This window comes from Bacteroidota bacterium, from assembly GCA_039714315.1.
GTDB lineage: Bacteria > Bacteroidota > Bacteroidia > Flavobacteriales > JADGDT01 > JADGDT01.
This window is the reverse complement of record JBDLJM010000006.1, coordinates 33,922-57,869: the sequence shown is the minus strand read 5'-3', so window position 1 is coordinate 57,869 and position 23,948 is coordinate 33,922. Positions and strand designations below refer to the sequence as shown.

The following is a 23,948-nucleotide window of genomic DNA, read 5'->3' as shown; positions in this document are numbered from 1 at the left end:
CGATGATACTCCCCGAAAGGGCGGGAAAGTAGGTCGCTGCCAATCTTCATAAAATCCTCAATCATTTATTTGATTGGGGATTTTTTTTGCCCTGAACTTGCCTTGGCATCTGGTTTAATTTTCTAAAAGTGATGCTGTAAAGAAATGATTTAATGATACAGTAATGAATGTTGAGCTCTAAAACATTTACAATTCAACACTCATAATTATTATGTGCTTCACATAGTAATTTTATATCTTTGGTTTTGTTAAAAATAATTTATATGCAAGTTTCTGTAGATATTAGTTTATATCCTTTGAAAGAGGAATTTAAAAAGCCTATAAAAGCTTTTATTGAGAAGGTTAACAGTCAGCACCGGTTTAAGGTAAAGCGTAACAATATGAGTACATCTGTTTTTGGCGATTATAAAGAAGTAATGAATTGGATTACTGATAATATGGAAGATGTGTTGTTGGATGATGAAAATGCTGTTTTCGTGCTTAAAGTGGTTGGTGGAAATTATTATAGAGATTAGATGGGAGAGTTTTGGGACATTCTTTTTAGTCAGTATGAAAATTATTCTAATTTAGATATTGCTTTAGAAAGCTTTGCTACTGTTTTTGGATTGTTTAGTGTTTGGTTTTCCATGCGTGAAAATATTCTGGTGTATCCTACTGGTATTATCAGTACTGCCATTTATGTTTATATACTGTATAATGTAGGACTGTTTGGTGATATGTCTATTAATGCCTATTACTTTGGAATGAGTATATATGGATGGTATAAATGGACCAGGAAAACTGATGAGTCTCATTATATTCCAATTCGTCATTCTACAAAAAAAGAAAAGTTATACTCTCTTGCTTTGATGGTAGTTTCGTATGTTGTTCTTTCTTTTATTTTGAAAAATTATACATCTAGTACGGTTCCTTATATAGATGCATTTACAACATCAATATTTTTTGTTGGAATGTGGCTTATGGCAAAGAAAGTAATAGATAATTGGATTTACTGGATAATAGGAGATATGATAACTATACCGCTTTACATTTATAAGGGACTAACGATAACAGCTACTCAATATTTAATTTTCACTGTACTGGCAATAGCAGGATATATAGCATGGAAAAAACATTTAAACAAACCCAGAGAAACATTGCTAGGATAGTACTTTTCGGTCCTGAATCTACCGGAAAAACAACTTTAGCAAAAGATCTTGCCCGATATTATAACACAATCTGGGTACCGGAATATTTACGTGAATTTGCGCGGACAAAATATAATAATGGTCAGGAGTTAGTGTATGAGGATAATATGGTAATAGCCAAGGGTCAATATCAGACCGAAAAGATGTCTCTGGAGGGGGCCAATAAATATATAATTTGTGATACAGATATACTCCAAACTATTGTTTACTCGCATGAATATTATGGTAAAGTACAAAATGAGCTTGAAGAATTTGTAAAGGATAATGATCAGGAGTTGTATTTATTATTAGAGCCGGATATTCCTTGGGAGTCGGATGTGTTGAGAGATCGACCAAACGATAGGGCAAGGATGTTTAAGGTTTTTGAATCTATTTTGAGAGACTTCGATAAGTCGTATTCTATTTTAAGTGGACATGGAGAGGAGAGATTAAAAAATGCTATAGCTCACATAGATGATTTTTTTAAATACAATCGTTGATCATTAGTTGTATCATGTTGATGGACTCAACGAAAAAACGACAAATCTGATGGTAGTAATTTGCCGTTTTCTAGGTTTACTTGGCAATGTTTTCACTCGGTAAAGTAGAAAACGCCAATTCATGTTCTAATTCATTGATTTTAGATTCAATGCTGTTCAATTTCTTGTAAAGCACCTCCTCTTTTGCTTCTGTTGTGGCGTTTACATAGGAGAAACTAAAAAAAGTAGTTAATCCCATAATAATTAGTGCGCCAACAACAACGAGATGATTTGCAGCATTCATATGTTTGAATTGGTTTGTGTGATTACTTCAAATGTAAGAAAATATCTCAAAAAAAGTAGGAAAGTTGATAAAACTTAAAATATATTTTACTAACAACGCCTATGGTAGTAGTTAAGTTGTTGCAGTATAGTTAATTGCGGTTTTCTTTTGTATTGTAAAAGTGAATAGTTATAGCTAATCTTCTCACGGAGAGTAAGAATTACTCTGAAAGATTAATTAAATTATATAATCTGTATATGCATTTTGATATAAATTTTCTAATTTATGAATGTTTAATAAATTTTATTTCTTCTTGTATATCTTTTGATTAATTTTGTTCGTTATTGAAAACAGCAAAAAATGTCAGATACATTAGTAATTATTCCTACTTACAACGAAAAGGAGAATATAGGAGCTATTATTCATAAAGTGTTTTCGTTGCGAAAGGATTTCGAAATTCTTGTAGTTGACGATAATTCTCCAGATGGTACATCCTTCATTGTAGAAGAGTTGATGGATGAATATCCGGGAGAACTACATTTAGAAAAACGAAAAGGGAAAAATGGCCTAGGGACTGCATATATACACGGGTTCAAGTGGGCTTTAAAGCGGAATTATGATTATCTGATAGAGATGGATGCTGATTTTTCGCACGACCCTAATGATTTAGAGAGGCTATATAATGCCTGTAAAGTTGAAGGAGCTGATGTTTCAATTGGATCCAGATATGTTCAGGGAGTTAATGTTGTAAACTGGCCAATGAAACGAGTTCTTCTTTCATATTTTGCATCAAAATATGTAAAGTTAATAACGTCACTTCCAATAAACGATTCTACTGCAGGATTTGTATGTTATAATAGAACGGTTTTAGAAACTATAAATCTGGATAAAATTCGCTTTGTGGGTTATGCTTTTCAGATTGAAATGAAGTTCAAAAGCTGGAAATACAAGTTTAAGATAAAGGAAGTGCCTGTTATTTTTACAGATAGAACTCTAGGAGAATCAAAGATGAGTAAAAGTATTCTCACAGAGGCTATTTTTGGGATAATTAATATGAAGATCAGAAGTTTTTTTAATAATTATGATCGTTAGAAGTAGATGTTGGTTTTGGGGTAGTTAGGTTTAATATTAAAAAAAATTAGAATGCAAAATCCTGTATTAATTAAGAATGCTACGATAGTAAATGAGGGGAAGTCTTATATTTCTGATGTACTTATCGAAAAAGGGAAGATTGAAAGTATAGGTGAAATGATATCGCCAAAGTCAGCTGATACAAAGGTTATTGATGCCGATGGCCTTCACCTGTTACCCGGTGTTATAGATGATCAGGTACACTTTAGAGATCCCGGACTTACGCACAAAGGAGATACATATACCGAATCCAGAGCTGCAGTTGCCGGGGGTATTACCTCTTACATAGAGATGCCTAATACAAACCCTCAAACCACAACTCAGGAAGCTTTGGAATTGAAGTTTGATAATGCTTCGAAAAAGTCATTAGTGAATTATTCCTTTATGCTTGGTGGTACAAATGATAATATCGAGGAGATCTTAAAAACGGATAAGAAGAATGTTGCCGGATTAAAACTTTTTTTAGGATCATCGACAGGGAATATGCTTGTTGATGATGAAAAAGTACTTGAGAATATATTTTCTAAAACTGATCTTTTGATATCTGCACATTGTGAAGATGAGACAACAATTCAGGAGAATACTAAACATTACATTGAAAAATATGGGGAGAATAACATCCCAATGAGTGCTCATCCCGAAATCAGGAGTGATGTGGCTTGTTATTTGTCATCTTCCAAGGCGATAGAATTAGCTAAGAAAACAGGAGCCCGACTTCATGTTTTTCATCTTTCTACCGCTATTGAAACAGAGTTGTTGTCAAATAAATTACCTCTTTCGAAAAAGAAAATTACCGGGGAAGTTTGTATTCATCACCTTTGGTTCGAAAAAAGTCAGTATGAAACAAAAGGGGCATTGATAAAATGGAATCCAGCTGTTAAATCGGAGGAGGATAGAGATGCTCTTTGGAAAGCTCTTTTGGATGACAGGATTGATGTTATAGCTACAGATCATGCACCTCATACTCTTGAAGAGAAGAATAATACTTATCTTAAAGCTCCATCAGGAGGGCCTATGGTTCAGCATTCGCTAACGGCAATGTTGGAGTTTTCTCATCAGAATAAAATATCTGTTGAGAAAGTAGTGGAAAAGATGTGTCACAACCCATCAATATTATTTGAAATAGAGAAACGAGGATTTATTCGTGAAGGTTATTGGGCAGATTTGGTGCTTGTAGATTTAAGTTCACCTTGGACAGTTAATAAGGAGAACCTACTATATAAATGTGGATGGTCTCCGTTTGAAGGAAATACTTTCCGATCGAAAGTTACTCATACATTTGTTAACGGGAATCTGGTATTCAATACGGGTAAGTTTGATGAGGATTATCGTGGAATGCGACTTAAATTTGACAGATAAAATTATTAACAGATGAAAAAAATAGCTCTCATTATATTGTCTGGATTAATTTTTATTTCCTGTTCATCTGATAAGGAAAAACCTGATCCCTTTTTAGAACATGATGAAATGGTGAATTTGATGACTGACCTTAGCCTTGCTGAAGGAGCGAGAATGTACGCGAGACCAAGTCATAAAAACAGAAAAGGTGAAGAATTAAAAATAGAAGATTATTATGCCATGGTTTTGACTAAACATGGTATTACACAGGTTCAGTTGGATTCTATTAATGCATGGTATATTGATTATCCTGAGGATTATCAGGCTATATTTAAAGAAGTTTTAGATAGTCTTAATAAAATGCAGGCAGAGGAAAAAGCGAGAGTGTTAAGAGAAGCAAAATTGCTGGAAGAAGAGAAAAAGGAAAAGCAAAGGATTAAAGATTCTATAACCAGTCAGCTTGCCATAGATTCAATAAGTAAGATGTCGATACTCAAAGATTCTGTTGCTGAAAAAAAACCTATAGAATCAGGAAAACCGGAATTTAGAGATTCAGTTATAAAAAAGTCTGATGTGAAATTAGATTCTATAATTAAGAAAATAGAATAATTTGAATTTATATATAAACAAAAAAGCCGTATTTTAATTAATACGGCTTTTTTGTTTATAATTTTGATGTTCATTTGGTATTATTGCTATTTTTGATAAAATCCATTTGAGTATGAATTTATTTGTCCGACTTCTCATTATTTCTACAATATTTTTATTGATTGATATTTATGCTTTTCAGGCTTTAAAGCGAATTACAGTTAATAAGTTGTTTTGGCTAATCTACTGGGCATCTTCGATAGCAGTTTTACTGAATGCAAATTATGTAATGATAAATTTTTCGAGGTATGAAGGGCCGACTATTGCTACTTTAAATGCTTCGGGATGGTTATTGTTGTTATATATTCCAAAGCTGATGATAGTATTCGTCTTACTGGGAGAGGACCTGATGAGGGTGTTGATTGTAATATGGAATTTTATTTATGAGAAATTCTTTGGAGCAAACACGAATGTGGATTTTATTCCAGAGCGAAGAAAGTTAATCAGTCAATTAGCTTTTGGGTTAGCTGCTATTCCTTTTGCCTCAATTGTTTATGGAATTGCAAAAGGGAAATATAATTTTAAAGTTATTAAACACGATATTTGGTTTGATGATCTTCCTGAAGAATTTGATGGATTTCAAATTACGCAAATTTCTGATGTTCACAGTGGTAGTTTTAATGATAGGGCCAAAATTTCATATGCAATTGATTTGATAAATGAGCAGGAGTCTGATATTGTTGTTTTTACAGGGGATTTAATAAATAATAAGGCTGAGGAAATGCTTCCGTGGATAGATTGTTTTAAAAGAATAAATGCAAAAGAGGGTAAGTTTAGTATTTTAGGAAATCACGATTATGGAGATTATATCACATGGCGAAACAAGGAAGAAAAGGTCGAAAATCTCAATAAATTAAAAGATATACACAAAGAAACCGGGTTTGACTTGCTTTTGAATTCTAGTCGAAAGCTAAAGCGGAATGAAGAATATATTTCATTGGTAGGGGTAGAGAACTGGGGAGTAAGGTTCAAACAAAAAGGAGACTTGAAAAAGGCAATGGATGGAGTAGGATTCAATGATTTTAAAGTTTTGCTGTCTCACGACCCTTCACATTGGACAGAAGAAGTTAAGAACTATAATTCTAAAATTCACCTTACATTGTCAGGACATACACACGGTATGCAGTTTGGTATAGAAATACCCGGATTTAGCTGGAGTCCGGTACAATATATGTACAAGCACTGGGCCGGATTATTCGAAAAAGCCGGAAGATATTTGTATGTAAACCGGGGATTTGGATTCCATGCTTTTCCTGGTAGGGTTGGTATCTGGCCTGAGATTACTGTGCTAAAGCTGAGGAAAATAAAATAGCCCCATTCGACAAATGTCTATAGGGGCTATAGTTAAAATTTAGTTGTAGTTAATTTTGATTTGTAGGATATGTTTTTAGTTGTTGAATACTACACTATTAGGACCAACTCCTACAGTGTAATTTTCAATTTCATTTCCATCAGAGTCAAATTCTTTCACAGTTCCGTTTGATGAGAAATCAGGAGCTAATGTTCCGAATACATTATTATCTTTATTTACATTGAATCCATAGAAGTAACCCGAAATTATTGGCGCAGAAGGTGCTTCTGTAGCCGAAATACTCATTTCAAAGATTCCATCAATTCCATAGCCTCCACCGTAATACAGTTTATCTTTTGTACTGTTTGTTTTAAGATGTCCGTAATGTGCATATTCCGATAAAGTAATTGTATTCTTAATTTCCTTATTCGATGCATCTATCTCTATTAGTTTAGAAGGTGTTTGTTCTTTTATTCCAACATATTTACCTTCACTATCGTATTCGAATATTATTTTTCCACTGGCCAACACCCAAATATCGCCTTCGCTGTCTTTAACAAAGTGTCTTGGGTTATCAGCATCTAGAGTGATAGTCTCAGTAACTTCGTTGCTGCCAGCATTAATAATTGAAATATTGTTATTACTTCCATAACCACCACTGTTTGCAACCCATATTTCATTGTCAACTACTATTAATCCTTCAGAACCAATCCCTGTTTCAATTGTTTTTATTGATTTCAATGTATTTGCATCAACAACTTCAACAGATCCGTTTTTACCCCATTGTGAGATGTATAACTGATCATTTTTCTCAACAAGGTATCGGGGGGATTCTAAATCCGCAATAACACCCTGTGTTTCGAATGAAGAAGAATTTACAACCTCAATTTTATTTGATGCATTTACTACTAAATATGCTTTATCGTCGTAAATGGTCATTGACTGCAGTACATCGCCAATCGAGTATCCGTTTTTTTCTTCAAAAATATTTTCTTTTACTTCATTATCTTCATTGATAAAACTAATTGATGCGTTGCTGTTTCCCCAGGCACCTTCGTTTACAATAAAAATTCCGTTTTCAAACGTTTCGATATTTTCTTTTTCGCATGAGATTAGCGTGGCTCCAATAAATAATGCACTTAGTACCGACTTGTAAATTGTTTTCATTTTCTGTTTTTACTATGATTAATTAATTATAAATTTAGCTGAAAGCATAAAGTTTCTAAGGGGCATAGCATAGCCTGAAGAAACCTGATATTGCGTATTCCAGATATTGTTTATTTTTCCCGATAGATCTATTTTTAATCCGTTAAAATCGAAACTGTAGCCTATATTAAAGTCACCGATTGCATATGCATCGAGAGATTTCCCAGCTTTATCTATATACCTTTTACTGTAATAATTGATAAAAAGTGTGCTGTATAGTTTCTTGTAATCCCACCTGAATAAAGAATTCAGATTGTGTTTTGGTGTGTAAACCTGAAATTGCCAGTTATTGGATGTATTATTTAAAGTTTCGGCAATTGTGTATGAGTAGTTCTCATTAACGCTTATAATTGATGCTGAAACCGGAAAACTAACTTTTGCTCCAAGCTCAACACCTTTAGCTTTTCCTATATTCTCGTTTAATGGTTTCCATTTACCATCTTCCTGCTGATTCCAAACAATAAGGTTGTTTATATAGTTTAAGAAAACTGTTTGCGATAATTTGATGTCAAAAACGTTTAATTTAATTTTTTGTATTAACCCGAAATCTGTTGAATATCCCGATTCGTCTTTTAGATTTGGATTACCAACCGTGAATCCTGTATCTGTCCAATACAAATCGTTGAAAGTTGGAATACGATACACTCTACTTAGATTAAAATTAAAGTCTAAAGAGTTGCTTAAGTTGCCATCTACACCAACAGAAGCTTGGATAGGAGTAAATTTTGCGTTGACAATTTCTTCTCTCAGACTAATTGCAGCATTTACTTTATTCCATATATTCAATAATCTATAAGCACCTATTAAAGTAGCTTTATTGCGTTTTGATTTTTCGTCGTATTCGTCCGAAACAGCTTCTTCGTATGTGTAGTTCGCAGCCACATATACATATCGGTTTTCGTAGGTTTCTATATTTAAATCTGTTTCAGAAACGAAGGATTTAGATGAATTTATAGCTCTTTTTACAAATACTCCATTTGGGTCGCTAAAATCATTTTTGAAATCTAAATATACATTCTTAAAATTTATTTTCACATTGTTGAAATTATATTTCAGTGTAGTAGAGAGCATAGTGTTTTTATCATTTGTATTTGCTTCGTTAGGGATGTAATTCGACATTAGAGTAGGAACATCCTTATCGTATTCCTGATAAAGTAGTGAGGCAATGAGAACCAGGTTATCTGTAAATTTAGTTTTGTTATCCAAAACAAATCCATACTGCCTAAATGCGCTATTTGTTTGTTTTTCGGTAGGAAAACCAAATTTTGAGGTATTTACAAACTCAAAATCGTTTTCTGATTCCTGATAAAAACTTTTAAACGAAAACAGAGAATTTGATATGTGAAAGTTAGTTCCGGCAGCAACTCTGTAATTGGAGTAACTGCCAATACCTGTACTTATAAATGCAGAATTTTCTTTGCTGAGATTTGAGGAAGATGAAATTCTCAATACTCCAAATGCAGCACCACTACCTGCTAAAGAACCTGAGCCACCGTACTGTAAGCTTACATCACTGAACAGATCAATTGGCAGGAGACTGAGGTTCACTCCTCCGTTCATGGGACTCTGCAAATTTATACCGTTCCACATAACTGCGGTATGCGCCGAACTTCCGCCTCTTACAGAAATGCCGGATAACCCGCCCGGGCCGTCGGTTTTAATGTTTACCCCGCTTGCAGCACTTAGTACATCTGCAACAGAATTCCCTTCATAGTTTTGAATGAGTTTTTTGTCGAGTTCATCAATTTTGTATCCGATGCTATATTCTTTTGCACGGGTATCAATTACCTCGATATTATGAAGTTCGTAAATTGTGTCCTGTTCTACTTCTTGCCCCGGAAGTTGAATCATAAAGAACACAAAAAACAATAAAAATAGTTTTCTTGAGTCCATTGTAAAATAATGATTTAGTAAACCATTTATAGCTCAAGTGTCGAAGAAAAGTTTTGTGATATATTTTTTCAGAAAACCATTCTGTGCCCTTCTACCCGAAAGCTACAAATGCGAAATAATTTCGGCAGGTCTTCTGACTTACTCAAGTGTTTCTTGCCTTCCCATTAATGATTAACAGTGGCATAGGTGAGAAATACTTTTTTACGAGATTACAGCTGCGGGGACAGTATCGGATTTACACCGAATTCCCTTAACCAAAATTCATTGCAATCTTACAATAGATTTTGTAAATTAAAAAGTTTTTTTTTGATATTTTTTTAGTTTGATAAACCGGAAAGCAAAAAATTATGCGGGTTCATGAGATAAAATCATGTCTAAGCGTTTCTTGCACATTTCATCGCTAATATCTTTATAGTTATTATAATAAGAGCTGAGGCCTTTGAATATTCCTGGTTTTATGAGGTGTACAATTCTTTCAACTCTGGGTATAAGTTCTTTATAAGCTTTATTGCTCAAAACAGGAACTGCGATTGTGATACTTGCAGCTTTTCTTTTTTTGCAAGATGTGATACAAGCTTGAAGAGTAGAACCGTGATTAACTCCATCATCAACTATTATTACATTTCGACCTTTTAGGTCAGTCGTGTTTTTAAAAGATCTATAAACTCCGACCTTTTTTCGCATTTCTATTTTAGTTTTGGAAATAATTTCCATTTTTTCTTCATGGTTGATGAATTTCTCAAAATCATTAAAATTAACACTGCCATCTTCTGTTATAGAACCGAAATTAGATTTCGGATTCATAGGCAGTCGTAATTTTTCAACAATTAATAAGTCAAACGAAGAATTGAGGCTGTCAACAATGGGAAGCGAAGTTTCTACACCTCCATTGGGAATTGCCAGAACCAGAGGGTTGATAATTTCAAATTCTCTAAGTTTTTCAACTAGTTTAAATCCGGCGTTGCTTCTGTCGGCAAACATTTTGTATAGGTTTTGATGGTAAATAATGTTTAGCAATTTTAAGAAAAAACTACCAAATAATTAATGTAATAATGATATATATTTTTTAATTTATTTCCAACAATATGTCAAGATATTCCCGGTTATTTGCCAGACGGGGTATCTTGTTTTGACCACCCAATTTACCTTGTTTTTTTAGCCAGTCGTAAAATAATCTTTTTCGGGCTTTGTGTAAGATAGGTGGAGATAATGTCATGTTATTATATCTTTTAGCTTCATAGTCTGAGTTAAGTCCTTTAAGAGATTCGTCCAGATAGTGAGTAAATAGATTCAAGTCAGCAGGCTCCTTTTCAAATTCTACAATCCATTCATGACTACCTGACTTTTTATCTTTCATATAGACAGGGCCTGCAGTATATTCTGTGATTGTTGCTCCTGTTTTTAAACAGGCAAAATTTAGTGCTGAATCAGCATTTTCTATTATTAATTCTTCTCCAAATGTATTTATGTAATGTTTGGTACGACCACTTATTTTGATTCTATAAGGAGATATAGACGTAAACTTTACCGTATCTCCAATTACATAGCGCCACAATCCGGAATTTGTAGATATTACCATAGCATAATTTTTATACAGCTCTACATCGTCGATGTTTATTGTCGTGGGGTTGTCATTGCCGTATTCTTCCATCGGAATAAATTCGTAGTATATTCCATAATCAAGCATTAGAAGTAGCTCATCACTGTAGTTTTGATCCTGAATTGCAAAAAAACCTTCTGAAGCATTATATGTTTCGTAATATTTAAAACTTGATTTAGGGATCAAATTTCTAAACAACTCTTTAAAGGGTGAAAAACTCACTCCTCCATGCAGGTATAGTTCCAGGTTGGGCCATATTTCTAAGAGATTGTTTTTATTTGACTTTTTAATGATTTCATTTAAAAGCACCAACATCCATGAAGGAACTCCTGCCAGACTACGGACATTCTCATTAATAGATTCATTGACAATAGCAGTTAATTTTTCTTCCCAGCCATCCATTAAAGAAATTTTTGAGCTTGGAGTTGTTCCAAATTCCGCCCAAAAGGGTAGGTTATCGATTAATATTGCCGATAAGTCTCCAAAGTATGTGTCGTTATTCTCGTAGATGGAGTGACTGCCCCCTAAGCGTAGCATTTTACCTGAAAAAACTTCAGTGTCAGGGTTATTGTTTACGTAAATGGCAAAAGAATCTTTCCCCGCTTTATAGTGACAATCTTCAAGTGATTCATTACTAACCGGAATAAATTTGCTTTTGGCATTTGTAGTTCCCGAAGATTTTGCAAACCATTTTATGGAAGAAGGCCAAAAAATATTCTTTTCACCTCTTCTGATTCGTTCTATTGTTGGAGAAATATCCTCATATTTATTAAGAGGTACTCTGTTCTTAAAGTCGTTATAGTTTTTAAGAGATTTGAAATCGTATTGTTTTCCGTATTCTGTATTAGCAGCAGTTTTAACAAGACCATTCCATAACTCTTGCTGTACATCGTTCGGGTATTTTTTGAAGAGTTCTATTTGATGATACCTCTTCTTAAAGTACCAAGAAAGTATTGTATTATATATCTGTATCGGCATATTATTGCTAATTTTAGGTTCTTAAAAATAATAAAAAAAACACGCAAATGCATTTTTACGGAGATTTAAAAAAAATGAGTACCGAAAACACTACCCCTGTGAGGTATTTACTCGATTTAGAGGGTGATTTTTTTGAGATGAATAGGTTGATAGGAAAAAAAATATCGATAAAATATTCGAATAAAATTAAATGTTTTTGTGGTAAGTTGGTCAATAAAGTTTATCGCCAAAATTTTTGTTACGATTGTTATTATAAACTTCCTCAGGCAAGTGAAAGTATTATGAAGCCAGAGCTTTGTAAGGCCCATCTGGGAATAGAAGTTAGGGATCTGGAATGGGAGAAGGAGTTTGAACTTAAACCTCATGTAGTGTATTTAGCTGTTTCCAGTGGATTAAAGGTCGGTATTACAAGAAAAACGCAGATTCCGACGCGTTGGATTGATCAGGGAGCAGAATATGCTATAGAATTTGCAGAAGTACCCAATAGATATTTGTCAGGGGTTATAGAGGTAGCACTTAAGCAATACGTGTCTGATAAAACCAGCTGGCAAAAAATGCTTAAAAATGCGTCTCCTGAAATAGATCTGCTAGAATGGAAAAACAGGTTGTATGAGTTTATGCCGGAAGAAACAAAGCAGTATTTTCTTTCGGATAGAAATGAAGTACATGAGATTAAATTCCCTATAGATGTATATCCCGAAAAAGTAAAAAGTGTGAACCTTACAAAGCAAGATTTTTTTGAAGGGATATTGAAAGGTATAAAAGGGCAGTATTTAATATTTGAAGGTGGAATGGTGTTTAATGTAAGAAGCCATGAAGGATATATTGTAGAAGTTGAATTTTAGCGACTGTTGATAAAATCTAAAAACGATATTTATATTTTTATATATCTCACTTTATCTTTGCTACAATAAATATACTGCTATGGATAATTTCCTTGTACATAAAAATACAAAGATCAGATATAGGGACACCGGTAAAGGGGGTGTTATTGTTCTTTTGCACGGTTTTTTGGAGAATCTGGAGATGTGGGATTATTTCTCATCTAAGCTAAGTTTAGCCAATAGAATTGTTTCAATTGATTTGTTAGGTCATGGACAAACTGAATCAGTAGGATATGTGCATACAATGGAAAACATGGCTGAGTATGTTAAAGCAGTTCTGGACCATTTGCGGTTGAAGAAATATGTGATTGTAGGCCACTCTATGGGAGGATATGTAGCCCTGGCTTTAGCAGAGAATTACGTTGACAATATTAAAGGTTTGTGTTTGTTTCACTCGTCAAGCCTGTCAGATTCTGAAGAAAAAAAGCTCAATAGGGATCGGGCAATAAGTTTAGTTAAGGAAAATCATAAATCCTTCATTAGGACTGCTATACCGATGCTTTTTAGACCAAAAAACCGGAAAATCTTCTCAGAAGAGTTGAAAATTACAAAGGAACAGGGGCTGGCAACTTCTAAACAAGGTGTAATTGCTGCATTGGAAGGTATGAAGATTAGAGAGGACCGCGAGGTTTTACTCCATTTTACTCCATTCCCTAAGCTTATGATTGTTGGAAGATACGATTCTGCTCTAGGCTATGATAAACTAATTAATCAGACAAAAAATGCAGCCAATATGGAAATTGCCGAATTTCCTATTGGTCATATGGGGCATATTGAGGCAAGGGAGGCAACTTTGAAGTCTTTGAAGCAATTTTTGAGAAAGGTGTAGTTTGAAATTTTAAAAAGGTTGTCTCAGTTATATAATGAGGCAGTCTTTTTTGATAGATTTTAATTCGAAAAGATAATTACATTTTAGTAAGAGGGATATGTCAAATCAATAGGGTTTTAATTTATCCGTGTTATGTAGGTTATCGAAGTATGGATGTCAATGAGATATTAAATAATTATCATAATAAAAGCAGTTTCCTGTCCAAAACTAAAGTTTATTTAGGTAAGTAAAGTTTTTTTTAGATTCAAAATCAAACTTTTACATCTCTTCGTTAAAATAAGATGTTTTTGTCTTATATTAGCATGGCACATTACGGGTAGTTGAAGATTTAGGAGGATTTTAAAAGTATGGAGGGTGAAGTTATACCGGATGTTGAGAATCTTGATCAACGGAAAATAAATACTAACTCAATATATTTTTATGGTAGATTCTATCGAAGTCCTAAACGGGCAAACAATGGCATATACTTTTTATGCTATTGCAATTATTATCCTCGTACTTTGGTTTGGGATTAAAATCACTTCCGAAGGAAATGTAGGAATGATTAAAGACAAGTACTTTTCTATTCTCGTTGTACTATTAGTGGTTTTAGGTGTATCGCTTCACATAGCTACTGGTTTAACCATTCCATGGGTAAGCACCGATTTGAACCGTAATGAAATTACTGCTCATAATGTTTTCAACATCTCCGTAGCAGATCATAAATTCACTCTTCCACAAGAAAAAATGAAGGCCAAAGTTGGTGATTACGTTATGTTCGACGTTACTTCCGGAGACTTAACCTATGGTTTTGGTATTTTCCGTCAGGACAATACTATGGTTTGTCAGATGCAGGTAGTACCGGGTCACAGAAACGATTTGATGTGGCAATTTGCTAAACCCGGTATTTACTACATACGTTCTACAGAGTATTCAGGACCAAAGGGTAATGGTATGATAGTTGAAAATGCTATCGAGATCTACGAATAATAAAAACTAACTTTTTAGAAAATAATATGACTTTTATAGATACACTAATGAAAGGTGAAAAGGGACTATTTAAGCCCGATAGCCTTACTCCAATGCAAAAACTAACACTGCGTTTTGTAGTAATAGGTGTTTTATTTTACGGACTATCTGCAATTGAAGGTATGATAATGCGCATGTATGCAATTGAACCAATTGCCGGTATTAATGCTGAGCATTATTTTGCAATATTAACTGTTCACCCACTTGTAGGTATTTTTGGTTCATCATACTCGATTGTATTTGGAGCCTTTTTATTCCTTGTTCCCTATTTGATGAAAAAACCTCTTTGGAGTATCAAACTTGGAAACTGGTCATTTATCCTGATTTCAGTTGGTACACTTACTTTTTGGATTGCAGGATTTATTTCGCACTACTCGCCATTGTACACATTGTATTGGCCATTGCCTGCCGATTTTAGCCAATTCTCTGCACTTGGAGGAGCAATTTTTATACTTGGTATAGCATTGGTTATGGTAGGTACTATCTTTTTTGTAATTAATGTATTTACAACAATAGCTTATACTCCCGAAGGAGAAGAAAAAGTTGAAGGAAGAGCTATGTTGGCTTCTGCAACCGGGTTCTCATGGAAAGAAAGTTTCTTCAGAAAGAAAAGCAAACAGCAAGAACCGTTGGTTTCTTTACCGGTAGCCGCTATCGCCCGTGGTACTGTTGATACAGCCCTAAATGCCGGGATAATAACTTTTACAGGGGTCTTAATTCTGGTTTATATGGTAGCCGAGTTATTAGGCTATAGTTTAAAAGAGACTGCTGTAGATGCTCTACTATACAAAAATTGGTTTTGGTGGGGACTTGATCTGATTGCAGATGGACTTGTATTGATATTCGTAGCAGGTACATGGTATTTATTGGCTATGCTTATTACGGGAAAGGATTTATACATGATGCGTGTCGCACGTTTTGCTCTCTGGGTAGAAATGGTAGTTTCGTGGACAGTATGGTCTCACCATTTGTTGGCCGATCAGGCTCAACCTGCATTTTTGAAAATCGTATCCGGTGAGTTTGTTACAGCGTTTGAGTTAATTACTCAAGGCTTGGCATTCTTCATTACATTAATTACTCTTTGGAGTGCACGACCTCTAAAAATGACAAATCCTTTAAAATTCCTTTTAGGAGGATTGTTAGGTTTTGCTTTAGCGGTACCGGCAGGGATTATTCAGGCCGACATGGGATTGAACAGAATACTTCACAATACACAATGGATAATCGGGCCACATGTTCATGTTGCAATTCTTGTTGGTTTGGTAATGACACTTTATGCTGCTATTTATTATTTGTTGCCATTATTAACTAATGGAGCTGAGTTGTACAGTCAAAAATTAGCGAACTTCCATTTCTGGGCTCATATTATTGGAGGTATTGGAATGGGAGCGTTTATGGGGATGGCAGGTATGAAAGGTATGTTGAGAAGAACAATATATTACGAAGGAGAATATGAGCCATATATGATTTTGGCAGCAGTAAGCGGATCGTTACTAATTTTATCGTTCTTTGCTTTCCTGTATAATGTAATTATGACGGTAGGAGTAAAAGGCTTGATCGGTATTTATATGCCTTCGAAACTTGATACAGAAGATTTACTTCCTGCTGGGAAGTAAAATTTATTAAATTGTAGTCAAGCCCTTGCTAATCTTCACCGTGAAGATATCGGGGGCCTGGCTTTCTGTTTTTATTAGTTCAACTGTTTAAACATTTCCCAAACAACAACTCCTGCACTCACCGAAATATTTAAAGAATGTTTTGTTCCGTGTTGCGGGATTTCGATAACTGAATCAGAAGCTGAAACAATTTCCTGCTCTACACCTTTTACTTCATTTCCGAAAACAATAGCGTATTTTTTTGAGTTATCTGCTTCAAAATCATCAAGCATAATAGCGCTTTCTGCTTGCTCAATAGATACTATTTCTACTCCTTCTGTTTTTAAATTTTTAATTACATCTATAGTGTTCTTTGAGTATTCCCAATCAACAGAATCTGTAGCTCCTAAAGCAGTTTTGTGAATGTCTTTATGGGGAGGAGTTGCTGTAATTCCGCATAAATAAATTTTCTCTACCAAAAATGCATCCGAAGTACGGAAAACCGAACCGATATTGTTTAAACTTCTTATGTTGTCTAAAATTATTATCAGAGGAGTTTTTTTAGCTTCTTTAAATTGATTTATATTTTTTCGGTTTAATTCGCTATTTTTTAATTTTCTCATCACAAATCTTTAATTCGCTGCGAAAATACTACAATTATTATTAATCTATATATGTTATGTCCATGTAATAACTCCATTTGTCAAAATACAAATTTCCTCCTCTCCATTCTAGTTCGCCGCGTTGAAAATCTATAGGTTCACTTCTGAAAAACTCTTTTTTAGGATGAAATTCCTGTGAATAACCATCATTAATAATCAACCTGTAGCTATCCATTCCGTTAATATAAAAATCCTTTACCTTTTTATCTTTCGAATCGGTCAATTTAAATGAAGGGTCAACCGGAACCCAGCCCACACCTTCGTAATACACCTCTGCCCAATCGTGTAGATTAATCTCTTCCGGCAACAAATACCATCCACTTTGCCATTTTGTTGGTATTCCTAAACTTCTGGCTAAACTCATAAAAAGTAAAGTTTGCATACCACAATCACCTCTCATATTATCCAGGACATATTTTGGGATATTTGGCATAATTGAATACTCTAAAGCCCCGCTCCAGGTAATGTTATCGTTCATCCAATAGTAAATAAGTTCCACTTGTTTTACAGGGTTTTCCTCATTTCCAACTATCTCTCTTGCAAGAGATTTTATTCTGTCACTAAATTTTATATGTGGGGCAATTTCGGAAGTGTAATTTTTATACAGAGCAGAAGTTTTATTGTATTCCAAAATGTCTTCAGGCTTGATGTCAAACCAAACTCCAGCAAAATCAGCCGAATAAACAATATTAAAAATAGTTGCTGAATCTCTAACAGCACGCTTTTCTATATAGATGCTCCTTTGAATTTGTTCTTTCGGCGCAATTATGTAATTGTCTTCACTTGCAGATATAAGTTCTATATTGCTAAGCCTCATGTCGTTTATCCTTGGATAGGGTATCCAGCATTTCACTATTTCACCTTCAGGGATAGCATTTGCATCAAGAGAAATAGAATAATTTATTTTTATTGTACGCTTGTCTATAGAAGTTTTCTTGTCTATATCTTCTGACAATAATTTGGAAACATAATGTTGTTTAAATTTTGTTACTCCTCCTGTTGATTTACCTATGATTTTTTCTTTCTGCTTTTTTGCTTCATCATCAATTAAAAACAAGTTAGTTGCAGCTCTGTTGAAGTATTTCTTATCGCCATCTATTATCTTGTATTCTAATTTTCCTCTTTCTTCCCAATCATTAATCATCGAATCGCTAACAATATTATAATATTGACTTATATGTTTTATTACATCTTTTTTGTCTTTAGAGAAATCTATTTTAACCCTAGACATAATTTCGGACAAATAGATATATTCTTTAAAAAGGGTTGAGTCAATATCAGGATTGAAACTATATTCATCTATCATTTTTTTGGCTATTTTAAAATTGCCCTTTTCAAAATTTAATTTTATTTCATCATTTGTTGGGTTGTTAATACACGAAATAAAAAATGCAAAAGTCAGTATAATGTAATATTTCATAAATAATGGTTTAACATGATAAATATATGATTTTCATTTTTTTTATAAATAGCAAAAATGTGTTGATAATTTCTGGTCAATAATTTACCCGTTTTTACAAAATCATTTACTTTCGCAATTACTAATATAAACCTGAATATTTTGGCAGCAAAGAAGGCGAGTAAGGAAACTCCATTGATGAAACAATATAACTCTATTAAAGCAAAATATCCTGATGCGATGCTTCTCTTTAGAGTTGGTGACTTTTACGAAACTTTTGGTTCTGATGCAGTTGAGGCATCAAAGATTCTTGGAATAGTACTTACTAATAGGGCCAATGGGTCATCCAGAACCGAGCTGGCAGGCTTCCCCCATCATTCTTTAGATACATATTTGCCAAAGTTGGTTCGTGCAGGACAGCGTGTAGCTATTTGTGATCAGCTTGAAGATCCAAAGATGACCAAAAAGATAGTAAAGCGTGGAGTTACTGAACTTGTTACACCTGGTGTAGCGCTCAATGATCAGGTTTTACAGTCGAAAAGTAATAACTTTTTGGCAGCAGTGCATTTTGGTAAAAAAGAACACGGAATTGCATTTTTGGATGTATCAACCGGGGAGTTTTATGTATCGCAGGGTAATATTGAATATATAGATAAGTTGCTGCAGAATTTCAACCCAAGTGAAGTACTGTATCAAAGACAGAGAAAGAAGTTATTTAAAGATTCATTTGGGGATAATTATTACACATTTCACCTGGAAGATTGGGTCTTTCAAAGTGATTATGCAAACGAAAGTTTATTAAATCAGTTTAATACAACATCATTAAAGGGTTTTGGTATTGAGGGACTTGATGAAGGAATTATAGCAGGGGGTGCTGCATTGTATTATCTTTCAGAAACCCGACATGATAAAATAGGGCATATTACATCTATTCATAGAATTGAAGAAGATAATTATGTATGGATGGATAAGTTCACTATTCGTAATCTTGAGTTATACAATTCACCACACCCTGATGCGACTACTCTATTGGATGTAATTGACAAAACGATTTCTCCAATGGGTGCACGTACGTTAAAAATGTGGCTTGCGCTCCCATTAAAACATGTATCAAAAATAAATGAACGCCTTAATGTTGTAAGTACTTTAATAGAGAATGATGATTTACGGGAAAATTTTGAAAAGTCACTTAAAAACATAGGGGATATTGAGAGGTTAATATCAAAGGTTGCAACTCATAAGATTTCACCCCGGGAGGCGATTCAATTAAAGAGATCATTAGATGCAATTGTACCTGTTAAAGAATTAGCATTAGCGTCGAGTAATGAATCGTTATTGAAGTTAGGCAGAAGTTTGGACTTTTGTGATAATATCAGAAAAAATATAGGGGAAATGTTAAACGATGATGCCCCGGTGAATATTGCAAAAGGTAATGCTATAGCCAGTGGGATATCGGAGGAGTTAGATGATCTGCGAAAAATTGCTTTTTCCGGTAAAGATTATCTCGATAAGCTTTGCCGACGTGAGATTGAACATACCGGTATATCGTCATTGAAAATTGCTTTTAATAATGTTTTTGGATACTATATAGAAGTGCGTAATACTCATAAAGATAAAGTACCTCATGAGTGGATACGTAAACAAACTTTAGTAAATGCAGAACGTTATATTACAGAGGAACTTAAAGAATACGAAAACAAAATACTTGGTGCCGAAGAAAAAATAGGAAAACTGGAACAACAGCTTTTTGGTGAGTTAATTGAACTTATGAAGGAGGAAATTGTTCCTGTACAACGTAATGCACAGTTGATAGGTCAAATTGATGTTCTCAGCTCTTTTGCAGAATTAGCTATTCAGAATAATTATACTAAACCGATTGTAGATGATTCTACCGATTTGGAAATTCAGGAAGGTCGTCATCCGGTTATAGAAAAGCAGTTACCTGAAGGAGAAGAGTATATTTCTAACAGTGTTTCGCTTAATAGAGACCAGCAACAAATGATAATGATTACGGGACCAAACATGTCTGGTAAATCGGCATTACTACGTCAAACTGCGCTAATATCAATTATGGCCCAAATGGGGTCTTATGTTCCTGCTAAACATGCCAGATTGGGAGTTTTAGATAAGGTATTTACGAGGGTTGGAGCGTCAGATAATATTTCTTCTGGGGAGTCAACTTTTATGGTGGAGATGAATGAAACTGCGAGTATTTTAAATAATATTTCGGAAAGAAGTTTAATCCTTTTGGACGAAATTGGTAGAGGTACAAGTACTTATGATGGTATTTCAATAGCCTGGTCAATTTCTGAGTATCTTCATGAGAGCAAGGCAAAACCAAAAACTTTGTTTGCTACGCATTATCATGAGCTGAATGATATGACTGATACTTTCAAAAGGATTAAGAATTATAATGTTTCGGTAAAAGAAGTTGGTGATGGGGTTATTTTTATGAGGAAATTAGTATCCGGAGGAAGTCATCACAGTTTTGGGATTCATGTTGCTAAGATGGCAGGAATGCCTCATAAGGTGATTGCCAGAGCTAATGATATACTGAAGAAGATGGAAAAGAACCATACGGGAGAATTGAGTCCTAAAGTAGAACCTGAAGAGTCAATGCAGTTGAGCTTTTTTAAATTGGATGATCCGACTTTAGAAAATATCAAATCAGAAATAATGGATATAGATATAAATACCCTTACTCCTGTTGAAGCTTTGATGAAGTTAAATGAGATTAAAAAAATGATTGGGGGCTAGATTTATGCATCTAGTGTGGTGAAATCAACGGGTAATTCACTTTGTTTTAAGTCGTTATGACTCAATGGGTCAGCTTGAAATTTTGAAATGTAATTACAGCCAAAAAAAGCTGTAAAAATGTTTTGCAGAAATAGAAAAAGCATCTATATTTGCACTCGCAAAAAACAGGTAAGTTCTTTGAATAATGCGAAAATAGCTCAGTGGTAGAGCACGACCTTGCCAAGGTCGGGGTCGCGGGTTCGAATCCCGTTTTTCGCTCAGCGCGCCTAGGTGGTGGAATTGGTAGACACGCCGGACTTAAAATCCGGTGGACAGTAATGTCCGTATGGGTTCAAGTCCCATCCTAGGTACAAAGGCTCAATCTTTATTAGATTGAGCTTTTTTATCATATTACAATACATCACGCCTAGGTGGTGGAATTGGTAGACACGCCGGACTTAAAATCCGGTGGGCAGTAATGCCCGTATGGGTTCAAGTCCCATCCTAGGTACAAAAGCTCAATCTTTAAATAGGTTGGGCTTTTTTTTGCTATTAAATTGTTTTACTGTTGTAAAGGTTAGTCATTTTTTGATGTATTGAAAATAGGTTATTAAAATAATTGTTGACTCTTAGATAAGATAAATCAGTTTATCATCTAAAATGTGGTTTTCATCACATTGTGAATTTTATTTATCATGAAAATGATTGGATTTTTAAAAATGTTATCATATTTGATGTATCAAAACGATACAAAATAAAAGTGTTTAGGATTCGTTCTAAAATAGTACCTACTAAGCACATAAAAATATAATATAATATGAAAACAGATGATAATTTACTGGTAAAGTTACACAATCATGTAATAGATTTTACAACTGATTTATTAGAATTAGGGTATTCTTTAAGTGAAACATTGAGGTTTGGATTATATTTTATTTATAATCAAAAAGAAAGACAGGATTTAAGTACAGAACAGTATATAGAACTTGAGAGCAAGTATCTGCAAAAGATAATTGCAATCTCATAGTGTACCTACAATCTACTTGAAGTTAGAACAAAAAAAGGCCACCTTTACGGTAGCCTTTTTAATTATAGTGTGATATATTTTAAGGATCAACTCTGGTTAATACTAATTGAATCATATTGTCTCTTGATCCATCAATAACGTTTTCTTCTGTTTCTACAGGATCAAATAATAAAACAACATAGTCGCCTGTTCTTACTTTGTAATCACTGTGATTGTTAAGAGCCTCATTGGCGAAATCAATGTCTGCTTGCTTAATTTGTATACCGGCTAATCCTTCTATTCTATTCATTACATCATTACCCATACCATGGATAACCATCCAAATTGCAGCCTGATAGTGTCTGGCTATCTCTGAAGTAGTTTCTTCAACTGGAGCAAAGTTTGCCATCCAGTTTAATGAACCCCATGGATATGCGGCATACTCAGCAGGTATATTGGCAAGAGCTTCTTCGGTATGAGTAGGATAAATATCTACATCATATATATCTGTAGTAATAAAATTCCAAATATCACCACAATATCCATATGTTGATTCTCCTTTTAATTCTTCAGGATATAAAGGATTGTCAAAGCCTTCAAGTAATCCAATTTCGAAATAGTCAAAGAAGTTTGGACTTTTGAAGTTACCGTAAAGAATTTCTATTGTACCGTGATCAGGTAACAATAGATATGGATCTAGTTCTATATTTGCATCATTTCCTTCCCAAGAACAATTACCTACTACGAAATCAAATATTCCGTCATCACCTGTGATATCTTCTAGGTCATCTTCAGCCATAAATGGATCAGAAGTATATACTAATGGCCATGTACCGTCAGGATAAGCTAAATAAATTTCAAAAGTATATTCGTCATCCTGTCCTTCAATATCCGGAAATTCTATACATAATGGTTCGTTACCATACCATTCTTCATTTGAGTTGACTTCCATATTATTGATTACTTCTCCCTCAGAATCTTTAATCAATACATAAAATATTGCCGGGAAATCATAACCCATATACTCTTGACCTACATACGGAGATCCGTCAAAATTATGAAAGTCTTCGTAAAATTTTGTACAAACATCACCGAAAAAACACAAGGTTTTTACTCTGGTTTTATCAATGTCGAACCAAAAGTATCCGAATTCCTTGTAACTGTATGGTTGCCAGCATAGCACATCTATGTCAACTTTTAACTTTTTAAATGCTTCTACAGTGAATGTGTCACCTATTTTATTAGTAACCCAGTCATAATATTCTGAACCAGGTTTTGGCGCAGCCCAAATAAGGTTGTCTTCTGCATCATACACTTCAAACAGATCAATTGTGTATTCACCAAGCGTCTTAGTTTTTACAACTACTGTTTGTGTTCCGTCATCTACACCTAATATAGGAAGGTGCATTGATGCTACAGGTTTCCCATTAGGATCTATTAACCCAACTATTGCATAATCTGCCTCAGCATCTGAACATTCAGGTAAGTTACCCGTGTTTTCTCCATCAACAGTACCTTTTTTTAGGCTTGGAGTCAGGTTGTTTATGGCAATTGAAACCTCATAATTACCATCTTTAGCTACGGGTTGCTTCTCACACGAGGAGAAGGCAACTATTAAAGCTATTGCAACTAGGGATGTTGCGAGTCGTTTAAAATTCCTCATAGTTTGTAATTTTTGTGATAAAAAAATATTAGACATTAAAAGTAAGAATATTCTCTCGTATTAGCAATGTTTTTTAAGTATTTTTACATCGTAACCAGTTGAAATACAATTAAATACGATTACTGTGCGTGTGTTGTGTTACATGATTACATC

The 23,948-nt window shown here is 34.1% G+C and carries 21 protein-coding genes, 3 tRNA genes and 1 riboswitch; of the genes, 16 read left to right on the top strand and 8 right to left on the bottom strand.

Annotation, left to right across the window (positions count from 1 at the left end):
• Positions 1-263: 263 nt before the first annotated feature.
• Genes ABFR62_01750 through ABFR62_01740 form a run of 3 tightly spaced genes read left to right on the top strand, consistent with a single transcriptional unit; the run spans position 264 to position 1,666 of the window.
• Positions 264-515 carry a YkoF family thiamine/hydroxymethylpyrimidine-binding protein gene (locus ABFR62_01750; GenBank protein MEN8137133.1) on the top strand — a complete coding sequence of 84 codons (252 nt, stop codon included), beginning with the start codon at positions 264-266 and terminating at the stop codon, positions 513-515.
• Entirely contained in the window at positions 516-1,148 is a 633-nt protein-coding gene (gene pnuC, locus ABFR62_01745) for a nicotinamide riboside transporter PnuC (protein ID MEN8137132.1), read from the top strand.
• Positions 1,103-1,666, top strand: a complete 564-nt coding sequence (locus tag ABFR62_01740; protein MEN8137131.1) for an ATP-binding protein — start codon at positions 1,103-1,105, stop codon at positions 1,664-1,666. The genes pnuC and ABFR62_01740 overlap by 46 nt, the downstream gene beginning before the upstream one ends.
• A 76-nt stretch (positions 1,667-1,742) precedes the next feature.
• Here ABFR62_01740 and ABFR62_01735 read toward each other — a convergent pair whose 3' ends face one another.
• Positions 1,743-1,949: a hypothetical protein gene (locus ABFR62_01735; protein MEN8137130.1), complete on the bottom strand. Its 207-nt coding sequence runs from the start codon at positions 1,947-1,949 to the stop codon at positions 1,743-1,745.
• Positions 1,950-2,288: 339 nt separating this feature from the next.
• On the opposite strand from ABFR62_01735, the gene ABFR62_01730 reads away from it, so the two are divergent.
• The 4 genes from ABFR62_01730 (at position 2,289) to ABFR62_01715 (ending at position 6,357) form a co-directional block, all read left to right on the top strand.
• Positions 2,289-3,020, top strand: a complete 732-nt coding sequence (locus ABFR62_01730; protein MEN8137129.1) for a polyprenol monophosphomannose synthase — start codon at positions 2,289-2,291, stop codon at positions 3,018-3,020.
• 51 nt (positions 3,021-3,071) lie between these two features.
• Positions 3,072-4,418 carry a dihydroorotase gene (locus ABFR62_01725; GenBank protein MEN8137128.1) on the top strand — a complete coding sequence of 449 codons (1,347 nt, stop codon included), beginning with the start codon at positions 3,072-3,074 and terminating at the stop codon, positions 4,416-4,418.
• Positions 4,419-4,430: 12 nt separating this feature from the next.
• Positions 4,431-5,006, top strand: coding sequence for a DUF4296 domain-containing protein (locus tag ABFR62_01720; protein MEN8137127.1), 576 nt, complete (start codon positions 4,431-4,433; stop codon positions 5,004-5,006).
• Between the two features lie 112 nt (positions 5,007-5,118).
• Entirely contained in the window at positions 5,119-6,357 is a 1,239-nt protein-coding gene (locus ABFR62_01715) for a metallophosphoesterase (GenBank protein ID MEN8137126.1), read from the top strand.
• 75 nt (positions 6,358-6,432) lie between these two features.
• Here the strand turns inward: ABFR62_01715 and ABFR62_01710 are convergent, their stop codons facing one another.
• The 4 genes from ABFR62_01710 to ABFR62_01695 all read right to left on the bottom strand — a co-directional run bounded on the left by ABFR62_01710 (position 6,433) and on the right by ABFR62_01695 (position 12,013).
• Complete coding sequence (locus ABFR62_01710; GenBank protein ID MEN8137125.1) at positions 6,433-7,503, bottom strand: DUF5074 domain-containing protein; 1,071 nt, start codon at positions 7,501-7,503, stop codon at positions 6,433-6,435.
• Positions 7,504-7,521: 18 nt separating this feature from the next.
• On the bottom strand, positions 7,522-9,435 hold the full coding sequence (locus tag ABFR62_01705) for a TonB-dependent receptor (GenBank protein ID MEN8137124.1): 1,914 nt from the start codon (positions 9,433-9,435) through the stop codon (positions 7,522-7,524).
• A gap of 105 nt (positions 9,436-9,540) precedes the next feature.
• A riboswitch (cobalamin riboswitch) is annotated at positions 9,541-9,709 on the bottom strand.
• A 71-nt stretch (positions 9,710-9,780) separates the two neighbouring features.
• On the bottom strand, positions 9,781-10,416 hold the full coding sequence (locus ABFR62_01700; GenBank protein MEN8137123.1) for a phosphoribosyltransferase family protein: 636 nt from the start codon (positions 10,414-10,416) through the stop codon (positions 9,781-9,783).
• Between the two features lie 85 nt (positions 10,417-10,501).
• Positions 10,502-12,013: a GH3 auxin-responsive promoter family protein gene (locus ABFR62_01695; GenBank protein MEN8137122.1), complete on the bottom strand. Its 1,512-nt coding sequence runs from the start codon at positions 12,011-12,013 to the stop codon at positions 10,502-10,504.
• A gap of 47 nt (positions 12,014-12,060) precedes the next feature.
• Here ABFR62_01695 and ABFR62_01690 point away from each other — a divergent pair, with 47 nt between their 5' ends.
• The 4 genes from ABFR62_01690 to ABFR62_01675 all read left to right on the top strand — a co-directional run bounded on the left by ABFR62_01690 (position 12,061) and on the right by ABFR62_01675 (position 16,350).
• Positions 12,061-12,858, top strand: a complete 798-nt coding sequence (locus tag ABFR62_01690) for a DUF2797 domain-containing protein (protein MEN8137121.1) — start codon at positions 12,061-12,063, stop codon at positions 12,856-12,858.
• A 79-nt stretch (positions 12,859-12,937) separates the two neighbouring features.
• A complete protein-coding gene (locus ABFR62_01685) occupies positions 12,938-13,726 on the top strand; it encodes an alpha/beta hydrolase (protein ID MEN8137120.1) in 789 nt (262 codons plus the stop codon).
• Between the two features lie 420 nt (positions 13,727-14,146).
• Complete coding sequence (locus ABFR62_01680) at positions 14,147-14,695, top strand: cytochrome C oxidase subunit II (GenBank protein ID MEN8137119.1); 549 nt, start codon at positions 14,147-14,149, stop codon at positions 14,693-14,695.
• Positions 14,696-14,721: 26 nt separating this feature from the next.
• Positions 14,722-16,350, top strand: coding sequence for a cbb3-type cytochrome c oxidase subunit I (locus ABFR62_01675; GenBank protein MEN8137118.1), 1,629 nt, complete (start codon positions 14,722-14,724; stop codon positions 16,348-16,350).
• A 74-nt stretch (positions 16,351-16,424) separates the two neighbouring features.
• Here ABFR62_01675 and ABFR62_01670 read toward each other — a convergent pair whose 3' ends face one another.
• Together ABFR62_01670 and ABFR62_01665 are read right to left on the bottom strand one after the other, a co-directional pair.
• Positions 16,425-16,952: an RNA methyltransferase gene (locus ABFR62_01670; GenBank protein MEN8137117.1), complete on the bottom strand. Its 528-nt coding sequence runs from the start codon at positions 16,950-16,952 to the stop codon at positions 16,425-16,427.
• 40 nt (positions 16,953-16,992) lie between these two features.
• On the bottom strand, positions 16,993-18,411 hold the full coding sequence (locus tag ABFR62_01665) for a transglutaminase-like domain-containing protein (protein ID MEN8137116.1): 1,419 nt from the start codon (positions 18,409-18,411) through the stop codon (positions 16,993-16,995).
• A 177-nt stretch (positions 18,412-18,588) separates the two neighbouring features.
• Here ABFR62_01665 and mutS point away from each other — a divergent pair, with 177 nt between their 5' ends.
• From mutS to ABFR62_01640, 5 genes are all read left to right on the top strand, one after another.
• Entirely contained in the window at positions 18,589-21,147 is a 2,559-nt protein-coding gene (gene mutS, locus ABFR62_01660) for a DNA mismatch repair protein MutS (protein MEN8137115.1), read from the top strand.
• 186 nt (positions 21,148-21,333) lie between these two features.
• Positions 21,334-21,405: transfer RNA gene (locus tag ABFR62_01655), tRNA-Gly, on the top strand.
• 6 nt (positions 21,406-21,411) lie between these two features.
• A tRNA-Leu gene (locus tag ABFR62_01650) sits at positions 21,412-21,497 on the top strand.
• Positions 21,498-21,551: 54 nt separating this feature from the next.
• Positions 21,552-21,637 (top strand) — tRNA-Leu (locus tag ABFR62_01645).
• 306 nt (positions 21,638-21,943) lie between these two features.
• Entirely contained in the window at positions 21,944-22,153 is a 210-nt protein-coding gene (locus ABFR62_01640) for a hypothetical protein (protein ID MEN8137114.1), read from the top strand.
• Between the two features lie 79 nt (positions 22,154-22,232).
• Here ABFR62_01640 and ABFR62_01635 read toward each other — a convergent pair whose 3' ends face one another.
• A complete protein-coding gene (locus tag ABFR62_01635; GenBank protein ID MEN8137113.1) occupies positions 22,233-23,795 on the bottom strand; it encodes a hypothetical protein in 1,563 nt (520 codons plus the stop codon).
• Positions 23,796-23,948: the final 153 nt, after the last annotated feature.

What these genes read in the sequence shown, in the direction of transcription:
- ABFR62_01750 (MEN8137133.1), top strand. Translation starts at nt 264, where the DNA reads ATGCAAGTTTCTGTAGATATTAGTTTATATCCTTTGAAAGAGGAATTT.
- pnuC (MEN8137132.1), top strand. Translation starts at nt 516, where the DNA reads ATGGGAGAGTTTTGGGACATTCTTTTTAGTCAGTATGAAAATTATTCT.
- ABFR62_01740 (MEN8137131.1), top strand. Translation starts at nt 1,103, where the DNA reads ATGGAAAAAACATTTAAACAAACCCAGAGAAACATTGCTAGGATAGTA.
- ABFR62_01735 (MEN8137130.1), bottom strand. Translation starts at nt 1,949, where the DNA reads ATGAATGCTGCAAATCATCTCGTTGTTGTTGGCGCACTAATTATTATG.
- ABFR62_01730 (MEN8137129.1), top strand. Translation starts at nt 2,289, where the DNA reads ATGTCAGATACATTAGTAATTATTCCTACTTACAACGAAAAGGAGAAT.
- ABFR62_01725 (MEN8137128.1), top strand. Translation starts at nt 3,072, where the DNA reads ATGCAAAATCCTGTATTAATTAAGAATGCTACGATAGTAAATGAGGGG.
- ABFR62_01720 (MEN8137127.1), top strand. Translation starts at nt 4,431, where the DNA reads ATGAAAAAAATAGCTCTCATTATATTGTCTGGATTAATTTTTATTTCC.
- ABFR62_01715 (MEN8137126.1), top strand. Translation starts at nt 5,119, where the DNA reads ATGAATTTATTTGTCCGACTTCTCATTATTTCTACAATATTTTTATTG.
- ABFR62_01710 (MEN8137125.1), bottom strand. Translation starts at nt 7,503, where the DNA reads ATGAAAACAATTTACAAGTCGGTACTAAGTGCATTATTTATTGGAGCC.
- ABFR62_01705 (MEN8137124.1), bottom strand. Translation starts at nt 9,435, where the DNA reads ATGGACTCAAGAAAACTATTTTTATTGTTTTTTGTGTTCTTTATGATT.
- ABFR62_01700 (MEN8137123.1), bottom strand. Translation starts at nt 10,416, where the DNA reads ATGTTTGCCGACAGAAGCAACGCCGGATTTAAACTAGTTGAAAAACTT.
- ABFR62_01695 (MEN8137122.1), bottom strand. Translation starts at nt 12,013, where the DNA reads ATGCCGATACAGATATATAATACAATACTTTCTTGGTACTTTAAGAAG.
- ABFR62_01690 (MEN8137121.1), top strand. Translation starts at nt 12,061, where the DNA reads ATGCATTTTTACGGAGATTTAAAAAAAATGAGTACCGAAAACACTACC.
- ABFR62_01685 (MEN8137120.1), top strand. Translation starts at nt 12,938, where the DNA reads ATGGATAATTTCCTTGTACATAAAAATACAAAGATCAGATATAGGGAC.
- ABFR62_01680 (MEN8137119.1), top strand. Translation starts at nt 14,147, where the DNA reads ATGGTAGATTCTATCGAAGTCCTAAACGGGCAAACAATGGCATATACT.
- ABFR62_01675 (MEN8137118.1), top strand. Translation starts at nt 14,722, where the DNA reads ATGACTTTTATAGATACACTAATGAAAGGTGAAAAGGGACTATTTAAG.
- ABFR62_01670 (MEN8137117.1), bottom strand. Translation starts at nt 16,952, where the DNA reads ATGAGAAAATTAAAAAATAGCGAATTAAACCGAAAAAATATAAATCAA.
- ABFR62_01665 (MEN8137116.1), bottom strand. Translation starts at nt 18,411, where the DNA reads ATGAAATATTACATTATACTGACTTTTGCATTTTTTATTTCGTGTATT.
- mutS (MEN8137115.1), top strand. Translation starts at nt 18,589, where the DNA reads ATGAAACAATATAACTCTATTAAAGCAAAATATCCTGATGCGATGCTT.
- ABFR62_01640 (MEN8137114.1), top strand. Translation starts at nt 21,944, where the DNA reads ATGAAAACAGATGATAATTTACTGGTAAAGTTACACAATCATGTAATA.
- ABFR62_01635 (MEN8137113.1), bottom strand. Translation starts at nt 23,795, where the DNA reads ATGAGGAATTTTAAACGACTCGCAACATCCCTAGTTGCAATAGCTTTA.